Source organism: Pseudomonas peradeniyensis (assembly GCF_014268935.2).
Lineage (GTDB): Bacteria > Pseudomonadota > Gammaproteobacteria > Pseudomonadales > Pseudomonadaceae > Aquipseudomonas > Aquipseudomonas peradeniyensis.
This window is the reverse complement of record NZ_JABWRJ020000004.1, coordinates 613,961-634,090: the sequence shown is the minus strand read 5'-3', so window position 1 is coordinate 634,090 and position 20,130 is coordinate 613,961. Positions and strand designations below refer to the sequence as shown.

Below are 20,130 nucleotides of genomic sequence, written 5' to 3'. Positions count from 1 at the left end.
GATAAGCATATCCTGCAGATACGGGCTTGCGCTGTCTGGTCCGTCCTCAGCGCGGCATGTAGCCCAGTTGCCAGGCCCGCGGAATGACCACTGTCACCAGCGCCAGCAGACAGGCCAGGCCGCAACTGGCCGCCAGCGCCTGCAAGCCGAGCCGCTGCTGCAGCCAGGCACCGAGCGCGGCGCCCAGCAGCATGCCGCTCCAGGGCACCAGTTGCACCCGCCAGCCATCGCGCCGCTCACCCAGCAGCCAGCGTCCCAGGCCACGGCCGAAGCGCGACAGCGCGCCGGTGACGTAGGTCAGGCCGATCGGCAGGCCGTTCACCTGTTCGACCACGGCATTGAGCATGCCCATGGCCAGGGTGGCGGCGATCAGCGCGGGGAAGGTGATCGACGCCGGCCAGGCCGCGGCGAAGGCCAGCAGGGTGGCGACGATCAGTAGCAAGGGCGCGGCGCGCCGGTTCAGGCGCCGGGCCAGCAGGACGCCCAGGGTGTTGCCCAGCACGAAACCGAGGATCGCCAGGGCCAGGCGCAGGATCAGCGCCAGGTCCGCCTGGCTGATGGCCACCGCCAGGCGCGTGGTGTTGCCGCTCATGAACGAGACGAAGTCGCCCAGCGCCAGCAGGCCGATGGCATCGGTCATGCCGGCCAGCACCGACAGCCCGGCCACCAGCCCCAGGCCGACCCGCCCGCGCAAGGCCTGCAAGCGAACGCGGCGGGCACTGTGCTGGGAGGAGGCGGTGGGCAGCATGGGACGGGTCTCCGGGGCAGGGGGCTCTGATCTTATACCCGAGCCATGGCCTTGCGCATGGGGATGCAGGACAGTTCGAGGCCAAAGGGCGACTGGTAGCTCGATAGTGCGTCACCGATGTAGCCGCAGCGGCGATAGAACGCGGCGGCGTTGAGGGTGGCATCCAGATGGACCGTTTCCAGGCCCTCGGCCCGGGCGATACCTTCGAGGTGTTCGACCATCCTGCGGGCGATGCCCCGGCCCATGAACGACGGCAGCACGAACAGCGCGCCCAGCTCGCCGCTGTGCAGGTCGAGCATGCCGGTGGCGGCAATCGTGCCGTCCACGCAGGCAAGGTGGAAATGGTCGGCGACCAGCGCCGCGTAGCCTTCGGTGAACGGTACGTCGGCCCAGGCCTGGGCCAGCACGTCGCCGTAGGCCTCGGCGCATTGATGCAGGATTGCCTGGCGGCGGATGGTGTAGGTTTCCAGCGCGTCGTGGCGGCTGGCGCGGCGTATTTCGAGCATGGGTTCCCTCCCGGTTGAGCCCGGATGATAACAAGGGCGTCCGGGAAAACGCTGATTGGCGCGGTGCAATGGGATTGTGCTGTTCAATCACCGTGGCAGGTCGCATGCTGCGGGCTTCCCGCAAGCACAGTGTCGAGGCAGGCAATGGCAATGGATACGCCCGTGGTAATGGTCAATGGCCTGATCGGCTGCCTGGATCACCCGACGTTTCAGCGCACCCTGCGACCCAGGAAGGTGTTTGCCCCGGACCTGCTCGGCTACGGCAGCCTGGACGACACGCCATTGAAATTGATCGACATCGACGCCCAGGTCGAGCACCTGCGGCGGATCCTGTTGGCGCGCAACCTGCCCTATGTGCACCTGCTCGGCCACTCCGTGGGCGGGGTGGTGGCGATGCTGTTCGCCCGGCGCTATCCGGCCAGTGTGGCGAGCGTGATCAGTGTCGAGGGCAATTTCACCTTGAAGGATGCGTTCTGGTCGGCGTCGGTGGCGCGCATGGCCCCAGTCGAGGCCGAGGTGTTGTTGCAAGGTTATCGTGACGATGCCTCTGCCTGGCTGGCGCGCTCCGGCATCATGGCCGATCCTGGGCGCCTGGCCCTGGCGGAACAGTGGCTGGCCCACCAGGGCGCGGGCACGTTGCAAGCCATGGCGCGCTCGGTGGTCGCGGTGACCGGCGCACCCGGCTACCTGACGGAGCTGCGTACGTTGTTCACCACGAAACCGGTGCACCTGGTCGCCGGCGAACATTCGCGGGCCGGCTGGGATGTGCCGCACTGGGCCGAGGAGCAGGCGGCCAGTTTTACCGTGCTGCCGCGGGTGGGTCACCTGATGATGCTCGAAGACCCGCAAGGCTTCGCCAACACCATCGCCCGCCTGCTCGACTGACCGGGCTCAGAACGATCCTGTCTGCACCTCGCCGCTGCGCACGTAGTGGGCCAGTAGTACCCCGTTGGGCGTGCTGCTCGATTCCACCAGCTTGAAGGCCGCGGCCTGTGCATCGTCACCGAACAGGCGCTTGCCGCGCCCCAGCAGCAGGGGATGGATCAGCAGGCGCAGCTCGTCCACCAGCCCGGCCGCCAGCAGTTGGCGTACCAGTTCACCGCTACCTTGGGTAAGCAGCGCCGGGCCATCCTGTTGCTTGAGCGCGCGCACCGCACCCATCACATCGGCGCCCAACGGGTGGCTGTTTTTCCAGTCGATGGATTCAGGGTGGTGGGTGGCGACGTGCTTGGCCACGCCATTGAACAGGTCGGCCAACGGACGATCCGGCGCCTCGGGCCCGACTTCTGGCCAGAACCCGGCGAAGATGTCGTAGGTGCGCCGCCCCAGCAGCAGTTCGAACGGTTGGCTGAACAAGGTCTGCATGGCCTGGCCGAAGGCCTCGTCGGCCAACGGTGGGATCCAGCCGCCATGGGTGAAGCCGCCGCTGGTGTCCTCCTGCGGACCGCCGGGGGCCTGCATGACGCCGTCGAGGGTGATGAAGGCGGCGACGATGAGCTTGCGCATGGGATGAATCTCCTCGGGTGGGTGTGCTGGATAGTCGAACGGGGTTGGCGAGAATCGACAGCAGTGCTGAACGATAGTCAGGGTTCGGCGGGTAGGTGCATATGAGGAGAGAAAGCAGGGGAGGGATATGCGTTCGTCTGTAGGAGCGGCTTCAGCCGCGATGCAGGCACCGCGGTATCTGGCACCCGCTTTGCGGGTGATCGCGGCTAAAGCCGCTCCTACAGATGGTTCGGCTACAGCCAGTAGGTCACCGCCCACCAGCCCAGGCCACCCATGACCACGGTGTAGGGCAAGGCCATCCACACCATGCGTCCATAGGACAGCCGCACCAGCGGCGCGATCGCCGAGGTCAGCAGGAACAGGAACGCCGCCTGGCCATTGGGCGTGGCCACGCTGGGCAGGTTGGTGCCGGTGTTGATCGCCACCGCCAGGGTCTCGAAGTGCTCGCGGCTCATCGCGCCATTGACGAACGCCTGCTTGACCTCGGTGATGTAGATGGTGGCGACGAACACGTTGTCGCTGATCGCCGACAGCAGGCCGTTGGCCAGGTACAGCATGCCCGGCTGCTGCTCGCTGGGCAGGGCCAGCACCCAGGCGATAAGCGGGCTGAACAGCTGCTGCTGGTGGATCACCGCGACCACGGCGAAGAACACCACCAGCAGCGCGGTGAACGGCATGGCGTCCTGGAACGCGCGGCCCAGGCGGTGCTCGTCGGTGATGCCGGTGAAGGCGGTGATCAGCACGATGACCATCAGGCCGATCAGGCCGACCTCGGCAATGTGCAGGCCCAGGCAGACGATCAGGATCAACGCGGCCAGGCCTTGCACCACCAGGGCGATGCGTTGGGCCGGAGTGCGCGCGGCGTCGTCCTCGGCGGCGTAGGCGGCCAGTACCTGGCGCACGCGTTCGGGCATCAGCGTGCCGTAGCCGAACAGGCGCAGCTTCTCCAGCAGCACGCAGGTCACCAGGCCCGCCGCCAGCACCGGCATCGACACCGGCGCGACCTTGAGGAAGAAGTCGGCGAAGTGCCAACCCATTTCATGGCCGATCAACAGGTTTTGCGGCTCGCCCACCAAGGTGCATACGCCACCCAGCGCCGTGCCCACCGCGCCATGCATCAGCAGGCTGCGCAGGAAGGCGCGGAACTGGTCGAGGTCGTCACGGTGCAACTGTTCGACCTGGTGGTCGCTGTCCAGCGCCGACTCCTCCCGTGGGTTGGTACCCGAGGCGACCCGGTGGTAGACGGCATAGAAGCCCACCGCGGCGCTGATGATCACCGCGGTCACGGTCAGGGCGTCGAGGAACGCCGAGAGAAACGCCGAGAGCACGCAGAACAGCAGGCTCAGTATCGCCTTGGAGCGCACCCCCAGCAGGATCCGCGAGAACAGGTACAGCAGCAGCTCCTTCATGAAGTGAATGCCGGCGACCATGAACATCAGCAGCAGGATCACCGGGAAGTTGTGCTGCAGCTCTTCGTACAGGGCCTCGGGCGTGGTCATGCGCAGCAGCAGCGCCTCGACCAGCAGCAGGCCGCCGGGCATCAGCGGGTAGCACTTGAGCGCCATGCCTAAGGTGAAGATGAACTGGATCACCAGCACCCAGCCGGTGACCACCGGGCCAAGGGTTGCCAGCAGCAACGGGTTGAGGACCAGGAACAGGCAGATGACGGCCTTGTACCAACGCGGCGACTGGCCCAGGAAGCCGTGGGCGAGGGCGCCGGTCAGGGAACGGGACATGAATTTGTATCCTTTTGATTCAGCAGTGGCGCAAGGTGCCGCATCGCGCCTCGGGGTGCAAGCCATCCAGTCCGGCTTTTGGCACATGTGCAGCCTTGCGGGTGCGCTAAGATCCGGCGTTGTGAATCCTTTTCCCACAGGAGTGCCGCTCGTGACCGAATACACCGCGTTCAAGGTCGAACTGACCGACAACATCGCCCACGTGCAGATCAACCGCCCGGACAAGATCAACGCGATGAACGCCGCCTTCTGGGAAGAGCTGGTCGAGATCTTCCAGTGGATCGACGACACCGACGCGGTGCGCGTGGTGGTCATCAGCGGTGCCGGCAAGCACTTCTCCTCCGGCATCGACCTGACGATGCTGGCCACCCTGGCGCAGCAACTGGGCAAGGACGTCGGCCGCAACGCCCGGGTGATGCGCCGCACCATCCTGCGCCTGCAAGGCTCGTTCAACGCCGTGGACAACTGCCGCAAGCCGGTGCTGGCGGCGATCCAGGGCTACTGCATCGGCGGCGCCATCGATATGGTCTCGGCTTGCGACATGCGCTACTGCGCCGCTGACGCGCAGTTCTCGATCAAGGAGATCGACATGGGCATGGCCGCCGATGTCGGCACCCTGCAACGTTTGCCGCGTATCATCGGCGACGGCATCATGCGCGAGCTGGCCTACACCGGCCGTCGGGTCGACGCCCAGGAGGCGCTGCGCATCGGCCTGGTCAACCGCGTCTATGATGACCAGGCGGCGCTGCTCGACGGGGTCTTTGCCATCGCCCGCGAGATTGCCGCAAAATCGCCGATCGCCGTGGCCGGCACCAAGGAGATGATCAGCTACATGCGCGACCATCGTATCGACGATGGCCTGGAGTACATCGCCACCTGGAACGCCGCCATGCTGCAGTCCGAGGACCTGCGGGTGGCCATGGCCGCGCACATGAGCAAACAGCAACCGACGTTCGCCGACTGACTGGACAGTGGCGGGCGCCATCAAGGGACCCGAACCATGTCAGCACGCTGGACAACCGCAGTACTCGACCCGCAGATCACCGGGGGGCTGGCTGTCGCCCGCAGCCCGGAGGGGTTCCTGGTGGACGCCAACGGCGCGCTGTTCCCCCGTGACTGGCTCAAGCGCCAGGGCCTTGATGTGCTGTGCGAGCATGGTATCGGCCATTTCGACGGCCAGCCGGTGTTCCTGCTGGAGCTGCGCGGGGCCGGCGAGGTGCCGGGGTGTCACTGGCAGGGGCTGCGCCGGTTCATGCTTGAAGGCGACTTCGATACCTACAAGGTACTCGGGTACGCCGCGCAGATCGGCACCTGGGCTCGCGAGCACCGCTTCTGCGGCAGTTGCGGCCAGGCCATGACGCAGATTCGCTGGGAGCGGGCGATGTACTGCCAGCCGTGCGACTTGCGCAGCTATCCGCGGATTTCACCGAGCATGATCGTGTTGATTACTCGTGGCGACGAGGTGCTGCTGGCCCGTTCGCCGCGCTTCGTCACCGGGGTCTATAGCACCCTGGCGGGCTTCGCGGAGCCTGGGGAGTCGGCCGAGGACTGCTTGGTACGTGAGGTGCGTGAGGAGGTGGCGGTCGAGGTGAAGAACATCCAGTACGTTGGCAGCCAGTGCTGGCCGTTTCCGCATTCGATGATGCTGGGGTTTCATGCCGAGTATGCTGGGGGGGAGATTGTCATGCAGGCGGATGAGATCGAGGATGCGCGGTGGTTCAATGTGCATGAGTTGCCGCCTTTGCCGGCGGGGCGGTCGATTGCTCGGTATCTGATTGATCTGTATGTTGCTCGGCGGTTGGGTTTTCCTGAACCGGTTTTGTCTGCCTGAGTTGGGTTGGTTTGTTGGTTTTGGAAGTTGTATGCGCATTCATTTGTGATGGTGACGCTTATTCACCTTTCCGCCCTTACGTGAACTGACCCCCGAAAGTTGGACAGGGTACGCTATGGGTTCAGCGCTTGGGTCCGAAATTGTACCGGACTCAAGCCATTTAGTCTGAGACTGATGCGTTCTTGGTTGTAGTAAGCGATGTAATCCTCTAGCCCTGATGCCAGTTGTTCAACACTCTCAAACGATTCCAGATAAAAGAACTCGCTCTTGAGCGTGCCAAAAAAGCTTTCCATCGCGGCGTTGTCCAGGCAGTTTCCCTTTCGCGACATGCTCTGCTCGATATTCTTCCCGGCCAACATGTGCCGGTAAGCTGGCTGCTGATACTGCCAGCCTTGATCGGAGTGCAATATTGGTTTGTCATCTTGATTCAGCCGCTCGAAAGCTTGCTCCAGCATTGTCGAAACCATCCTGAACTCAGGGCGTCGGTTGATCTGATAAGCGAGGATCTCGCCGTTGTACAGGTCCATCACCGGCGAAAGAAATAGCTTCTGGCCCTTTACCTTGAACTCTGTCACGTCGGTTACCCATTTTTGATTAGGGGCCTGCGCCTTGAATTCACGCTTGAGCAAATCAGATGCAACAAGCCCCTCGGAGCCTCGATACGAGCGATATTTCTTCACTTTGACTAGCGATTTGAGGCCCATCAACTGCATCAGCCGCTGCACCTTCTTGTGATTGATCACCTCGGCATTGTGCCCAAGAACCGCAGTGATACGGCGGTAGCCATACCGCCCCTTATGCTGGTGATAGACCCTGTCGATGCGTTCCTTGAGGGCAGCATGCCTGTCGGTCTGCAACACTTTGCTTTGGTAGTAAAAGGTACTGCGTGCCAGGCCTGCAGCGCGCAACAGCAGAGCGAGTCGATGCTCACGCCTTAATCCTTGGACAGCTTGCGTTTTCTTGCCTGCGCAGTGCGTGGGTCCGCTTGGATCAAGGCATCGAGCTTTTTTAGATAGGCATTCTCCGCGCGCAGATATTCCAGCTCTTCGAGCATTTGCTCAGGCGTGAGCTCACGATCCGAAGGTGCAGAAGGTCCTGCGCTGGATTGCTTTGATGGCTTGCGGGGCATGTTTAACTCTCGGGCACGGTTCGGATGAAGGGCTTCTATTCCGCCTTCATCGTACAGCCTTTTCCATTGCCTGATGCTGCTCGGCCCACGGATATCAAACCTTACGCATGCTTGCTGAGCAGACAGCCCGTCTTGCTCGATGCATTGCAAAACCTTTAATTTGAACTGAGCATCGTAGTGACTGTACTTGGGAATCAAACCGGCTGCGCCGTGTTTCTCATAGCCCTTTACCCAGCGGCGCAGCAGCGAAGGGCTCAGCTCATGCTTCAGTGCCACTTCATGAACACTGCGGGCAGAAAGGCACTCTTCGATGAGTGCCTGCTTGAGCGCCAGGTTGTATTTCGTCATGGAACACCCTCCAAGGGATAAGGTGTCCAACTTTCGGGGGTCAGTTCAACGGCGGGTCACTTTTTGTCAAACGCGACAAAAAGTAACCAAAAAACGCTGCGCTCCGTTCATCCGGCCCTACGCTTCGCTCCGGGTTCCCTCACTCCGGTCTTGCTCCCGGGAGGACCGCGCTGCAGGGCCCATCCTGGGCCCCAGCGCTTGACGGGCATCCATGCCCGTCACCTCCCTCCGCAAGACCTCCGTTCGGCCTCCTGAAGTCGCGAAGTTACGGGCGGCGCCTAGACTGGCGCAGCTGTCGCTAGTTGGAGATTAATTAATCTCTCGATCGCATCGCGGGGCAAGCCCGCTCCCACGCAATAGTCGCCGTTATATATAACCCTGTAGGTGCGGACTTGCCCCGTGAAAGGGCCGGGACAGTCAATACATAACTAATGGTCAAACAACTAACTTCGCATTTCTTGCTCTTGCTCTTGCTCTTGCTCTTGCTCTTGCTTCTAAGCGCGCAATAGTCCAAGCGCCGCCAATTGCGACTTCAGGAGGCCGAGCGGAGTTCTTGCGAAGGGAGGTGACGGCCATGGATGGCCGTCAAGCGCTGCGCCCCAGGATGGGGCGTTCAGCGCGGTCCTCCCGGGAGCAAGAACGGAGCGAGGGAACCCCGGAGCGCAGCGTAGGGGCCGGATGAACGGAGCGGAACGGTTTTGCCTACTTTTCCCTAGAGAAAAGTAGGTCGCCGTAAAGGCGAAAAGGTGACTAAATGTCGACATCGCCTACGAATGCGCATGCAAAAATCAAAACAATCACCCCCAAACCTTACCCGAACCAGTGTTGCCACGCCAAGCGAACGGTTAACGCCAACACCACAGCAATAAACACCGGCCGAATAAACCTGCTCCCCCCACTGATCGCCGTACGCGCCCCGAAGAACGCCCCGACCATCACCGACACCCCCATGCACAGCCCAACGATGTAATCCACCTGCCCGGAAATGATGAACACCGTCAGCGCCGCAATGTTGCTGACGAAGTTCATGCTCCGCGCCACACCACTGGCGCGAACCAGGTCGATGGGATAGAGCAGCAACGTGCTAACGGTCCAGAAGGCACCGGTGCCGGGCCCGGCGACGCCGTCATAGAAGCCCAGGGTGAAACCTTGCGGGAACTGCCACTTCTTCCTGATCGGCGCCTCGGCGTCCAAAGGCGCCTTGGGCGTGCCGCCGAACAGCAGGTAGACGCCACAGGCAAAGACGATCACCGGCAACATCTTGTTCAGCCATTCTGCGGGCATGTAGTGGGCCACCACTGCGCCGATCAGCGCGCCTACCAGGGTGCCGACGATTGCCAGGCGCCACTGCGCCGGGTGGAACAGCTTGCGCCGGTAGTAGGTGATGCTGGCGGTGGCGGCACCGAAGGTCGAGCTGAGCTTGTTGGTGCCCAGCACCAGGTGCGGCGGCATGCCGGCGGTGAGCAGCGCCGGAGTGGTCAGCAGGCCGCCGCCGCCGGCAATGGCGTCGATGAAGCCGGCGACGAAGGCGACCAGGGCGAGGATCAGCAGGGTGAGCGGTTCAACGGTGAGTTCGAAGGGCATGGGTGGCGTGCGCAGGCTGGAAGGCGGGGTGCGGCAAAAGGCCGCGCTAGAGGTTGTGCATGGTAATACCAGGAGATAGCGGGTGCCAGTGCCGGTCTCATCGCGGGGCAATCCCGCTCCCACGCCAGTCCGGGATCGTTGCGTGGGAGCGGGCGTGCCCCGCGATGGATGTCAAAGGAACCAGCGATATTCCCGCGCACTGACCTCCTGCAGAAACGCCAGGTGGTCCTGGCGCTTGTTCTCGCAATAGACCATCACGAATTCCGCGCCCAACCCTTCGTTGATGGCCGGATGCCCGCGCATCGCCGCCACCGCGCCGAGCATGTCCTTGGGGAAGTCGATCCCGCTGCCTCGATCCTCGTTCAGCGGCGCGATCGGCTCCTGCGCGGCATCCAGCCCATGCTCCATGCCGCAGAGTATCGCCGCCAGCACCAGGTATGGATTGGCATCCGCCCCGGCCAGCCGGTGCTCGATCCGCAGGTTGCGCGCATCCGACTCGGGGATGCGGATGCAGGCGTCGCGATCCTCGAAGCCCCAGCTCGCACGGCTGGCTGTGTTGACCATGGCGCCGTAGCGACGAAACGCGTTGTGGTTGGCGGCGAACACCGGCATGCAGTGCGGCAGCAGCGCCAGGCAGCCGGCCACGGCATGGCGCAGCGGGCGCTGGGCGTCGGCGGCGAGCAGGTTGTTGCCGGCCGGGTCGTAGAGGCTGACGTGCACATGCATGCCGCTGCCCGGCGCATGCAGGTAGGGCTTGCTCATGAACGAAGCGCGCAGCCCATGCTTGAGCGCCACGCCCCGGGTGCTGCGACAGAACAGCGCCGCCCAGTCGGCGGCGCGCAGGCCGTCGTCGCAGTGAGCGAAATTGATCTCGAACTGGCCAGGGCCCAGCTCGGCGGTAATGACATTGGCGTCCACGCCCTGGGCGTTGGCGGTCTCGACCATCTCGCGCAACACATCGGAAAACCGCGAAAGGCGCTCGATATGCATGTTCGGCTGGTCGTCGGCATCGCCACTGGCCGGGTCGCGGGGGAACTGCGGCAGGCCGTCCTTCAGCGCCCGGTCGAACAGGTAGAACTCCAGTTCGAACGCCACCACCGGGCGGATGCCGCGACGCTCGAGACGCTGCAGGACGCGGGCCAGCACCTCGCGAGGCTCGAATTCGATGGGCGCCGCAGTACCGTCCGAAGTGATCAGCATCTGCCCCAGCGGCTCGCGCTCCCAGGTCACCGGCTTCAGCGTGCCGGGTACCAGGCGGCGCGGGGCATCCGGGTCGCCGTCGTTGAAGCAGTAGTCGCCGATGGGGAACAGCCCACCCTGCGCGCCGAGCAGCACGCAGTTCTGCGGCAGCTTGAGTGGGCTGCCGGCGGCCACCTTTTCCAGCATGTCGATGGGGTAGCGCTTGCCGTAGAAGTGCCCGGGGATGTCCAGGCTGATCAGGTCGACATAGCGCACCTCGGGGTGTCGGGCGCGGAAGGCGCGTACTTCGCTGAGCAGATCGGGGAAGCCTGTTGTACTTGTCATTGGCATGCTCTCAACGGAAGACCCAGAGAACCCGGGTCGTTCGGGCGGTCAGGTTGGCGTAGCGGAACTGGCTGTGGGGTGGCAGTTGAAAGCTGTCGTTGGGGTACAGGGTGACGGCATCTTCCTGGCCTTCGAGCCACAGGGTCAGCTCGCCCTCAAGGACGAAGCCACCCTGTTCCGAGCTGTCGTCCAGATGCCCTTCGCCGCTGCTGGCGCCGGGCGCCAGGTGGCTTTCGAGCATGGCGAAGCGGCCGGTGAGGGTCGGCGAGACCAGCACGTCGGTGACGCCAGCGGCGTAGTACAGGGTGCGCCGCTCGCCGGGGCGGGTGACCCAGTCGAGCGCCCGGGGCGGCACGGCCTGGTAGAAGTAGGTGGTGGGAACCTGCAGCGCCTCGCTGATGGCGGTGAGGTCGGCCACCGTGGGACGCGACAGACCGCGCTCGACCTGCGAGAGAAAGCCCAGCGAGCGCTTGACCCGCCCGGCCAGCTCGTCCAGGGTCAGCCCGCGGTGCTTGCGCAGGTCGCGCACCAGCCGCGCCAGGCCCTGGTTGTCGTCGATCGGCTCAGACATGGTCGCGCATCCTGTACCAGGCCTTGGCGGCCGCTTCCAGCGGCGCGGCCAGCAGATCACCGCCGGGGAAGCGGCCATTGTCGATGCCCTGGTAAAGCGCGAGCAGGTCGTCGTCACCCAGGATCGCATCACTGACGGCGCGTGCGCCGGCCAGGGTCGGCAGCACGCCGTGGCCGGAGAATCCTTGCAGCCAGTAGCGTTGGCCTTGACGGCCGATATCCGGGGTGCGCTGGATGCTGCAGTCGAGGTGCCCCCCCCAGGCATGTTCGATGGCCACCCCACGCAACTGCGGAAACACTCGCTCCAGATAGGGCCGTGTGGCGCTGGCGATGTCCTTGGGGATGCCGCCCAGGTAGGTGCAGCCGCCGCCGAACAGCAGGCGGTGGTCGGGCGTCAGGCGGAAGTAGTCGGGAACGAACTGGTTGTCGATCACGCAGCTGTTGCGCGGCAGCAGCGAGGCGGCGAACTCGGCGTCCAGCGGCGCCGTGGCCACCTGGTAGGAGCCCACCGGCAACAAGCGCCGCGACAGGGTGCGGTCGAGGCGGTCGATATAGGCGTTGCAGGCCAGCACCAGTACGCGACTGCGCACTTCGCCCTGATCGGTGCGGGCAACGAAGCCGTCGGCGTGTTCGTGGTAGTCGAGCACCTGGCTTTGCTCGAAGATCCGCCCGCCGTTCGCCTCGATCACGCCGGCCAGGCCCTGGGCCAGCTTCAGTGGGTTGAGGTGGGCGCCATTGGGGTCGTACAGCGCGGCCTGGTAACGGGGGCTGTCGATCCACTCGGGCAGTTCGTCGCGGCCGATCAGGCGCAGGCAGTCGTAGTCGAACTTCTCCTGTGCTTCGCGTCGGGCCTCCTCCAGCAGTTTTACCCGGCGTGGCAATACGGCGGTCCACAGGCTGCCCAGGCGATAGTCGACGTCGAAGCCATGGCGCTGGGGCAGTTGGCTCAGCTCGCGGGCGGCCCAGCACATGCTGTCCCATAGGCGTCGGCTGCGCTCCAGGCCCAGGGCTCGCTCCAGCGGGGGCATGTCGCACGACCAGCCCAGCAGTGCCTGGCCACCGTTGCGGCCCGAGGCGGCCCAGGCCACCCGGCTGGCTTCCAGCAGGGTCACGCGCTGGCCGGCCAGTGTCAGGCGCAGGGCCGTGTGCAGGCCGCTGAAGCCGGCACCGACGATCAGGATGTCGGTGTCATGGGGGCCCTGCAGGGTGGGGCGAAGGGGGATGGTGGCGGGATAGGTGCTGGCGTAGTAGCTGGCGACGTGCTGGGCGGATTGCTTGAACATGTCGGGGCCTCGTGAAATTTTTTCTGATTATTTTCATGAAAAAATAGCAGAGGATTTTCATAGCGCCAGTAGATGGCGCCATCGCGGGGCAAGCCCGCTCCCACGCGTCGAATACGAACAGGCGTGGGAGCGGGCTTGCCCCGCGATTGGAACGCGCTAGGTCGCTGCCTTGCGCCGCGGCTGCCGGGGCTTGCCGGTTGCTGTCTTGCCCTTGGCAGCACCCTTGCGCTTCTTCTTCCACGGCGCCGCCGACTTGCCCGCCGCAGGCCCGCTGATGGTCAGGCGCAGGCCGCTGCAGCGTTGCACCAGCTTGCCCATCCAGGCCGACTGGCGGGTGACGAACTCGTCCAAACTCATCTCGCCGCTCTGCACCATGTCCAGCGCCTGTTCCCAGATCGCCGTGGTGCCGGGGTCGGCGATGGCCCGCGGCACGGCATCGATAAGGCTGAAGGCGGTGGGCGTGGCCGACAGGGCCTTGCCGTTCTTGACCAGGTAGCCACGGTCGAGCAGGCCCTGGATGATGCTGGCGCGGGTGGCCTCGGTGCCGATGCCGGTGGTTTCCTTGAGCTTCTGTTTCAGCCGAGGGTCGTCGACCAGCTTGGCGACGTTCTTCATCGCCTTGATCAGGTCGCCTTCGGTGAAGGGCTTGGGCGGCTGGGTCCACAGGTCCTTCAGTTGCAGGTCCCGCACTGCGCAGTCCTGGCCTTCGCGCAGCGTCGGCAGCACCTGGGCCGGTGGCGCCTCGCGGCCCTTGGTTGGGGTCAGTGCCTCGGGCAGCGCCCGGCGCCAACCCGGCTCGACGATCTGCTTGCCCACCGCCCGCAGCGCATGACCGGCGCAATCGAACTCGGCCTGGGTGCGGTCGTACTCGTGGTTGGGCAGGAACTGCGCCAGGTAGCGGGCGCGGATCAGGGTATACACGGCCTTGTACTTGGGCGGCAGGCGCGACGGGTCGCTGGCGGCGGCGGTGGGGATGATGCCGTGGTGGGCGCTGACCTTCTGGTCGTTCCATGCCCGTGAGCGGCGGCCCGGATCCAGGTGCGGTCGCAGCGGCGCGAGGCTGTCGTCGGCGCGCTGCAGGGCAGCGAGGATGCCGGCGGCCTCGCCGTGCTGGCTGAGGGGCAGGTAGCCGCTGTCGCTGCGCGGGTAGGTGATGAGCTTGTGGGTTTCGTACAGGGCCTGGGCGATGTCCAGGGTCTCCTGGGCGCCGAGGCCGAGCTTCTTCGAGCACACTTCCTGCAGGGTGCCGAGATCGAAGGGCAGGGGAGCCGCCTCGCGCACGCGTTCGGTGACGATCTTGCGCACCCGGGCGCTGGCGGCCGCCTGCATGTCGGCGGCAGCCTGCTGGGCCAGTTCCTGCTTCAGGCAGCGGCCCTGGTCGTCACAGGCGTCCTCCGGCGCGCGCCACTGGGCGTTGAACACGCTGCCGGCGCTTTCCAGCTGCACCTCGATGGCCCAGAAGGGCACCGGCACGAAGTCGGCGATGCTGCGGTCGCGGTCCACCACCAGGCGCAGCGTCGGTGTCTGCACACGGCCCACCGGCAGCACGCCCTGGTAGCCGGACTGGCGGCCGAGCAGGGTGAACAGGCGGCTCATGTTCATGCCGATCAGCCAGTCGGCGCGCGAGCGGCCAAGGGCCGAATGGTACAGGCTGAAGGTCTCCTGGCCCGGCAGCAGGCGGCCGAGCGCCTTGCGGATCGAGGCATCGTCCAGCGCTGACAGCCACAGGCGCTGGATCGGCCCCCGGTAGCGACAATGCTCGACCAGCTCCCGGGCGATCATCTCGCCCTCGCGGTCGGCGTCGGTGGCGATCACCAGTTCGCGGGCCTCGCCGAGCAGACGCTTGACCGCCTTGTACTGGCTGGCGGTCTTGGGCTTGACCGTCATCTTCCACTTTTCCGGGATGATCGGCAGGTCTTCGAGGGTCCAGCGCTTGTAGCGCTCGTCGTAGCTGTCGGGTGGGGCGGTCTCGAGCAGGTGGCCGATGCACCAGGTCACGCAGACATCGGTTCCTTGCCAGCAGCCGTCGCCGCGACGCTGGGCGCCGAGGACCTTGGCGATGTCTTTTGCCTGGGAGGGTTTTTCGCAGAGGAAGAGGCGCATGGCCGAAACGCTTGATCACGGAAGATGGGCACTAGGATGCGCAAGCCAGGGCGTGCAGGCAAGCTTTATCTGTATGCATGTACAGGTTTTTCGCCCGCATGTTTGGCAGGGTAGTCACCCCTTGGGGTTGGACGATTCGGCAATTGCGTGCCAGCTTTGCCTTTCGCCCGCCAGTCGTGTCACTGGACGATGTCGCTGGGGTGTCCTTCCTACAAGAACAACAGGGATGTAAACCAATGCCCGTTTTCGATTACCGACAGCTCGACAGCACTGCCTCTTCCTCGCTCTATAAAGATGCCATGGCCCTGGCCACCTATGCCTACCATGGCATCGACGATGGCTTCAGCGCCGGCTACCAGAAGCACGGCTTCGGCCTGGGCCTGCCGGCCACCCTGGTCAAGGCGCTGATCGGTGGCACCGACAGCCAGGGTGTGATCCCCGGCATTCCCTGGAACCCCGACTCCGAAGCCCGCGCCCTGGCCCAGGTCAAGGCCGCCGGCTGGACGCCGATCAGCGCGGCGCAACTGGGCTACCAGGGCAAGACCGACGGCCGTGGCACCTTCCACGGCGAAGCGCCGGGCTACACCTCGGCGCAGGTGGAAATCCTCGGCCGCTACGATGCCGCCGGCCAACTCAGCGGCATCGGCATCGCCTTCCGCGGCACCAGCGGGCCGCGCGAGAACCTGCTGGGCGACACCATCGGTGACGCCATCAACGACCTGCTGGCGGCGATCGGCCCGGCCGGATATGCCCGCGACTACGCCGGTAACGCATTCGGGCAACTGCTCGCCGATGTGGCGGCTTTCGCCAAGGCCAACGGTCTGAGCGGCGCCGATGTCACCGTCAGTGGTCACAGCCTCGGCGGCCTGGCGGTCAACAGCCTGGCCGATCTGAGCGGCTCGCGCTGGGGCGGCTTCTACCAGGATGCGCGCTACGTCGCCTTCGCCTCGCCGACCCAGGCCGCCGATGCCAGCAAGGTGCTCAATATCGGCTACGAAAACGACCCGGTGTTCCGCGTGCTCGACGGCACCTCGGCGACCTGGGGCACCCTGGGCGTGCACGACGGCGCCAAGGCTTCGGCCACCAACAACATTGTCAACTTCAACGACCACTACGCCTCCGACGCCTGGAACCTGCTGCCGTTCTCCATCGGCAACATCGCCACCTGGCTGTCGCACCTGCCGACGGCCTACGCCGATGGCCTTGGCCGGGTGCTGGGGTCGTCGTTCTATCAATGGACCAGCCGCGACTCGACCATCGTGGTCAGCAACCTGTCCGATGTCACCCGAGGCTCGACCTGGGTCGAGGACCTCAACCGCAATGCCGAGCCGCACAAGGGCAGCACCTTCATCATCGGCTCCGAGCAGGACGACCTGATCCACGGCGGGCGCGGCAACGACTACCTCGAAGGCCGCGCCGGCAACGATACCTTCCGCGACGACGGCGGCTTCAACCTGATCGACGGCGGTGCCGGCCAGGACACCCTGAAGCTGCAGGACGCCCTGGCCAACCTGAGCATCGCCCGGGACGGCGAGGGCATGCTGTACGTGCGTGACGCCCAGGGCGGCATCAGCCTGGTGCGCAATGTCGAGAACCTGGTGAGCAAGGAGTCGAGCCTGCTGATCTTCAGCAAGGAGGTCAGCCACGGGGTCGCGGCGCAGGGTCTGTTCGAGAGCGGCAAGGTCACGCCCTACGCATCCTCGCTCAATGGCACCCAGGCCGGCGACCAGCTGGTGGCCGGCAATCAGGGCCAGTGGCTGTTTGGCCTCGGCGGTGATGATCGGCTGCAGGGCGGCGCTGGCAATGACGTGCTGGTGGGTGGCGCGGGCAACGATGTGCTCATTGGCGGCGCGGGGCGCGACACCTTCCTGTTCAGCGAGCATTTCGGCCAGGACCGGGTGCTGGACTTCACCGGGCAGGACCGGCTGGTGTTCATTGGCGTGGACGGCGGCACGGCGGCGCCGGACTGGCGTGCCCATGCCAGCCAGGTTGGCGATGACCTGGTGCTGAAGTTCGGCGGGGACAGCGTGACGCTGGTGGGGATCTCGGCTCAGGGGGTGGGGGATGGGCAGATCGTGATTGCCTGACCCAGGGGGCCGCTGGGCGGCCCTTTCGCCGGCAAGCCGGCTCCCACAGGTACAGCGCCGTTCGTTGTGGGAGCCGGCTTGCCGGCGATGGCCGGCGGCAGCCGGCCCGTTGCTCAGGCCATCTCGCGCGAGTCGCGAACCATGTCCACGTGCGGGATGCCGGCCTCGAGGAACTCCTCGCTGACCACGCGGAACCCCAGGCGTTCGTAGAACGGCGTGGCGTGCACCTGGGCGCTGAGCATCTGCTGCTTGAGGTCGCGGTTCTGCGCCTCGACGATCACCGCGCGCATCAGCGCGTCGCCCACGTTCAGGCCGCGCCAGTCCTTGAGCACCGAGACCCGGCCGATGGTGCCGTCGGGCAGCAGGCGGGCGGTACCGATCGGGTAGTCGCCCTCCATGGCCAGGAAGTGCACGGCGGTCGGGTCCTCGGCGTCGAATTCCAGCTCCGGCGGCACGTGCTGCTCGGCGACGAACACGGCGCTGCGGATGCGGTGGATGTCGGCGTTGTCCTTGTGCCAGTCGGCCAGTCGAACACTGATCTTATTCATCGGCGAATCCCAGGCTGCCTTGCATGACCAGCTGTTGTACCAGCATCAGGCCGTCTTCGTCCTCCAGCCACTGCCCAAGGTTCTCGCTGTGCAGGGCGTCGGCGGAGCAGATCAGCTTCAGCAGTTCGCGCAGTTTGCCTGGCAGCGGGCAGCTGCGACCGCTGGCGAACAGCAGCAGGTCGTCGCCGAACTCCGACCAGGCCAGGCGCGCGCTCGGGTTGCGGATCAGGATGGCGCCCTGGCCGAGGTAGTCGAGCAGCTCCTGCTCGCTTAGCTCTTCGCCTACCACCTGCTCGGGATAACGCGGCTCGGTCATGAACTGGCCGAACCAGGTCAGCAGCAGGTCCTTGTCGGCCATGTGCTTGTCGATCAGCGCCTTGAGGCGGTCGAGGGCATCGTGCTGGATCTGGTGCGGGTCGCTGACCGGCTGGGCGTCGGCGTCGCTGTAGCGTTCTTCATCGGGCAGGAACTGGCCGAGGAAGTCGGTGAAGTGGGTCAGCACTTCGGCGGCGCTCGGGGCACGGAAGCCTACCGAGTAGGTCAGGCACTCGCTCTCGGCAACGCCGTAGTGGGCCAGGCGCGGCGGCAGGTAGAGCATGTCGCCCGGCTCCAGGGTCCACTCCTCGCTCTGCTCGAAGTCGGCCAGGATGCGCAGGTCGGCGTGGTCGATCAGCGCGCTGTCGCTGTTGCACATCTGCCCGACTTTCCAGTTGCGCGTGCCGTCGCCCTGCAGCAGGAACACGTCGTAGTTGTCGAAGTGCGGGCCGACGCTGCCGCCGGGCGCCGCGTAGCTGATCATCACATCGTCGATGCGCCAGCTGGGCAGGAAGCGGAATTCTTCGAGCAGCTCGGCGACTTCCGGCACGAACTGGTCAACCGCCTGCACCAGCAGGGTCCAGTCGCGCTCGGGCAGGTCGGCGAAGGCGTCCTCGGCGAACGGGCCGCGGCGCAGCTCCCACGGGCGCTCGCCGTGCTCGAGCACCAGGCGCGACTCGACTTCTTCTTCCAGGGCCAGGCCGGCCAGCTCGTCGGCGTCGATGGGGCTGACGAAGTCGGGGAAGGCCTGGCGCACCAGCAGCGGCTTCTTCTGCCAGTAGTCGCGCAGGAATTCACGGGCCGTGAGGCCGCCCAACAGTTGCAGTGGAGTATCAGAATTCATGTTCAACCTATTGAAAAAACTTAGTTTTCGTACGGGAATAAAAACGCCCGGCCAGGCCGGGCGTTAAGCGCGGAGCGCAGGTCAGATGCGTTTGGCCTGGGCTACCGCGTTGCCGATGTAGGTGGCAGGAGTCAGTTGCTTGAGCTCGGCCTTGGCTTCGGCTGGCATGTCCAGGCCGTCGATGAAGGTCAGCAGTGCTTCAGGGGTGATGCCCTTGCCACGGGTCAGCTCCTTGAGCTTCTCGTAGGGGTTCTCGATGTTGAAGCGGCGCATCACGGTCTGGATCGGCTCGGCCAGGACTTCCCAGCAGGCGTCCAGGTCGGCGGCGATGCGGGCGGCGTTGACTTCCAGCTTGCCGATGCCCTTCAGGCTGGCTTCGTAGGCGATGACGCTGTGGGCGAAGCCCACGCCCAGGTTGCGCAGCACGGTGGAGTCGGTCAGGTCGCGCTGCCAGCGCGAGATCGGCAGCTTGCTGGCCAGGTGCTGGAACAGCGCGTTGGCGATCCCCAGGTTGCCTTCGGAGTTCTCGAAGTCGATCGGGTTGACCTTGTGCGGCATGGTCGAGGAGCCGATTTCGCCGGCGACGGTCTTCTGCTTGAAGTAGCCCAGCGAGATGTAGCCCCAGACGTCACGGTCGAAGTCGATGAGGATGGTGTTGAAGCGGGCGATGGCGTCGAACAGCTCGGCGATGTAGTCGTGCGGCTCGATCTGCGTGGTGTAGGGGTTGAACACCAGACCCAGCTCGTCTTCGATGAAGGCACGGGCATTGGCTTCCCAGTCGATCTGCGAGTAGGCCGACAGGTGGGCGTTGTAGTTGCCCACGGCGCCGTTGATCTTGCCCAGCAGCGGCACGGCGGCCACCTGGGCGATCTGGCGCTCCAGGCGGTAGACGACGTTGGCCAGCTCTTTGCCCAGGGTGGTCGGCGAGGCCGGCTGGCCGTGGGTGCGCGACAGCATCGGCACTTCGGCGTGGGCGTGGGCCAGGGCGCGGATGGATTCGGCGATCTGGCGCATCAGCGGCAGCAGCACTTCATCACGGCCAGCGCGCAGCATCAGGGCGTGGGACAGGTTGTTGATGTCCTCGCTGGTGCAGGCGAAGTGGATGAATTCGCTGACCTTGGCCAGCTCAGGCAGTTGAGCCGCCTGCTCTTTGAGCAGGTACTCGATGGCCTTGACGTCGTGGTTGGTGGTGCGCTCGATTTCCTTGACGCGTTCGGCGTGCTCGAGCTTGAAATCGGTGGCCAGGCTGTCCAGCACGGCGTTGGCTTCGGCGGAGAACGCCGGCACTTCGCCGATCTGCGGGTGGGCGGCCAGGCGCTGCAGCCAGCGTACTTCGACCAGGGCGCGGAAACGGATCAGGCCGAATTCGCTGAAGATGGGGCGCAGGGCCTGGGTTTTGCCGGCATAACGGCCGTCTACAGGGGAAACCGCAGTGAGCGAGGAGAGCTGCATGGGGTGTTCTCGGACA

Annotated in this window: 17 protein-coding genes; 4 read left to right on the top strand and 13 right to left on the bottom strand. The window is 65.2% G+C overall.

The genetic code is table 11. The annotated features are described in order from the left end of the window. Nucleotides 1-46: 46 nt before the first annotated feature. The gene (locus HU751_RS23410; protein ID WP_186734523.1) at nt 47-748 is read right to left on the bottom strand and encodes a YoaK family protein; all 702 of its coding nucleotides are present in this window, start codon (nt 746-748) and stop codon (nt 47-49) included. Nucleotides 749-780: 32 nt separating this feature from the next. After that, nucleotides 781-1,254, bottom strand: coding sequence for a GNAT family N-acetyltransferase (locus HU751_RS23405; protein ID WP_186734522.1), 474 nt, complete (start codon nt 1,252-1,254; stop codon nt 781-783). A 150-nt stretch (nt 1,255-1,404) separates the two neighbouring features. On the opposite strand from HU751_RS23405, the gene HU751_RS23400 reads away from it, so the two are divergent. Then, on the top strand, nt 1,405-2,139 hold the full coding sequence (locus HU751_RS23400) for an alpha/beta fold hydrolase (protein WP_186734521.1): 735 nt from the start codon (nt 1,405-1,407) through the stop codon (nt 2,137-2,139). Nucleotides 2,140-2,145: 6 nt separating this feature from the next. Here HU751_RS23400 and HU751_RS23395 read toward each other — a convergent pair whose 3' ends face one another. Then, nucleotides 2,146-2,760: a dihydrofolate reductase family protein gene (locus HU751_RS23395; RefSeq protein WP_186734520.1), complete on the bottom strand. Its 615-nt coding sequence runs from the start codon at nt 2,758-2,760 to the stop codon at nt 2,146-2,148. 233 nt (nt 2,761-2,993) lie between these two features. Further along, nucleotides 2,994-4,496, bottom strand: coding sequence for a sodium/proton antiporter NhaB (gene nhaB, locus HU751_RS23390; protein WP_050705228.1), 1,503 nt, complete (start codon nt 4,494-4,496; stop codon nt 2,994-2,996). A gap of 151 nt (nt 4,497-4,647) precedes the next feature. Between nhaB and HU751_RS23385 the strand changes: the two genes are divergently transcribed. Both HU751_RS23385 and nudC read left to right on the top strand, forming a co-directional pair. Next, a complete protein-coding gene (locus HU751_RS23385; RefSeq protein ID WP_028692407.1) occupies nt 4,648-5,460 on the top strand; it encodes a crotonase/enoyl-CoA hydratase family protein in 813 nt (270 codons plus the stop codon). Nucleotides 5,461-5,496: 36 nt separating this feature from the next. Beyond that, a complete protein-coding gene (nudC, locus tag HU751_RS23380; protein ID WP_186734519.1) occupies nt 5,497-6,327 on the top strand; it encodes an NAD(+) diphosphatase in 831 nt (276 codons plus the stop codon). A 113-nt stretch (nt 6,328-6,440) separates the two neighbouring features. Here the strand turns inward: nudC and HU751_RS23375 are convergent. From HU751_RS23375 to HU751_RS23350, 6 genes are all read right to left on the bottom strand, one after another. Further along, nucleotides 6,441-7,804, bottom strand: a protein-coding gene (locus HU751_RS23375) for an IS3 family transposase (protein WP_437181031.1) whose coding sequence is annotated in 2 segments (ribosomal slippage) — nt 6,441-7,289 and nt 7,292-7,804 — 1,362 coding nt in all. Because the reading frame shifts where the segments join, the coding sequence is not laid out codon by codon here. Between the two features lie 810 nt (nt 7,805-8,614). Next, nucleotides 8,615-9,388 (bottom strand): TSUP family transporter, encoded by a 774-nt coding sequence (locus HU751_RS23370; RefSeq protein WP_050705230.1) that lies wholly within the window; start codon nt 9,386-9,388, stop codon nt 8,615-8,617. A 171-nt stretch (nt 9,389-9,559) separates the two neighbouring features. Further along, nucleotides 9,560-10,912, bottom strand: a complete 1,353-nt coding sequence (locus HU751_RS23365) for a glutamine synthetase family protein (protein ID WP_186735350.1) — start codon at nt 10,910-10,912, stop codon at nt 9,560-9,562. A 10-nt stretch (nt 10,913-10,922) separates the two neighbouring features. Beyond that, a complete protein-coding gene (locus HU751_RS23360) occupies nt 10,923-11,483 on the bottom strand; it encodes a helix-turn-helix domain-containing protein (RefSeq protein ID WP_186735349.1) in 561 nt (186 codons plus the stop codon). Then, a complete protein-coding gene (locus tag HU751_RS23355) occupies nt 11,476-12,765 on the bottom strand; it encodes an NAD(P)/FAD-dependent oxidoreductase (RefSeq protein WP_186735348.1) in 1,290 nt (429 codons plus the stop codon). The genes HU751_RS23360 and HU751_RS23355 overlap by 8 nt, the downstream gene beginning before the upstream one ends. 156 nt (nt 12,766-12,921) lie before the next feature. Next, nucleotides 12,922-14,868, bottom strand: coding sequence for a DNA topoisomerase III (locus HU751_RS23350; protein ID WP_186735347.1), 1,947 nt, complete (start codon nt 14,866-14,868; stop codon nt 12,922-12,924). Nucleotides 14,869-15,104: 236 nt separating this feature from the next. Between HU751_RS23350 and HU751_RS23345 the strand changes: the two genes are divergently transcribed. Beyond that, a complete protein-coding gene (locus tag HU751_RS23345) occupies nt 15,105-16,955 on the top strand; it encodes a polyurethane esterase (RefSeq protein WP_186735346.1) in 1,851 nt (616 codons plus the stop codon). A 113-nt stretch (nt 16,956-17,068) separates the two neighbouring features. Here HU751_RS23345 and HU751_RS23340 read toward each other — a convergent pair whose 3' ends face one another. The 3 genes from HU751_RS23340 to purB all read right to left on the bottom strand — a co-directional run bounded on the left by HU751_RS23340 (nt 17,069) and on the right by purB (nt 20,114). Continuing rightward, on the bottom strand, nt 17,069-17,503 hold the full coding sequence (locus HU751_RS23340; RefSeq protein WP_050706370.1) for a GNAT family N-acetyltransferase: 435 nt from the start codon (nt 17,501-17,503) through the stop codon (nt 17,069-17,071). Then, nucleotides 17,496-18,662, bottom strand: coding sequence for a ribosomal protein uL16 3-hydroxylase (locus HU751_RS23335; protein WP_050706369.1), 1,167 nt, complete (start codon nt 18,660-18,662; stop codon nt 17,496-17,498). The genes HU751_RS23340 and HU751_RS23335 overlap by 8 nt, the downstream gene beginning before the upstream one ends. Before the next feature lie 81 nt (nt 18,663-18,743). After that, nucleotides 18,744-20,114, bottom strand: coding sequence for an adenylosuccinate lyase (gene purB / locus HU751_RS23330; RefSeq protein WP_186735344.1), 1,371 nt, complete (start codon nt 20,112-20,114; stop codon nt 18,744-18,746). Nucleotides 20,115-20,130 lie beyond the last annotated feature (16 nt).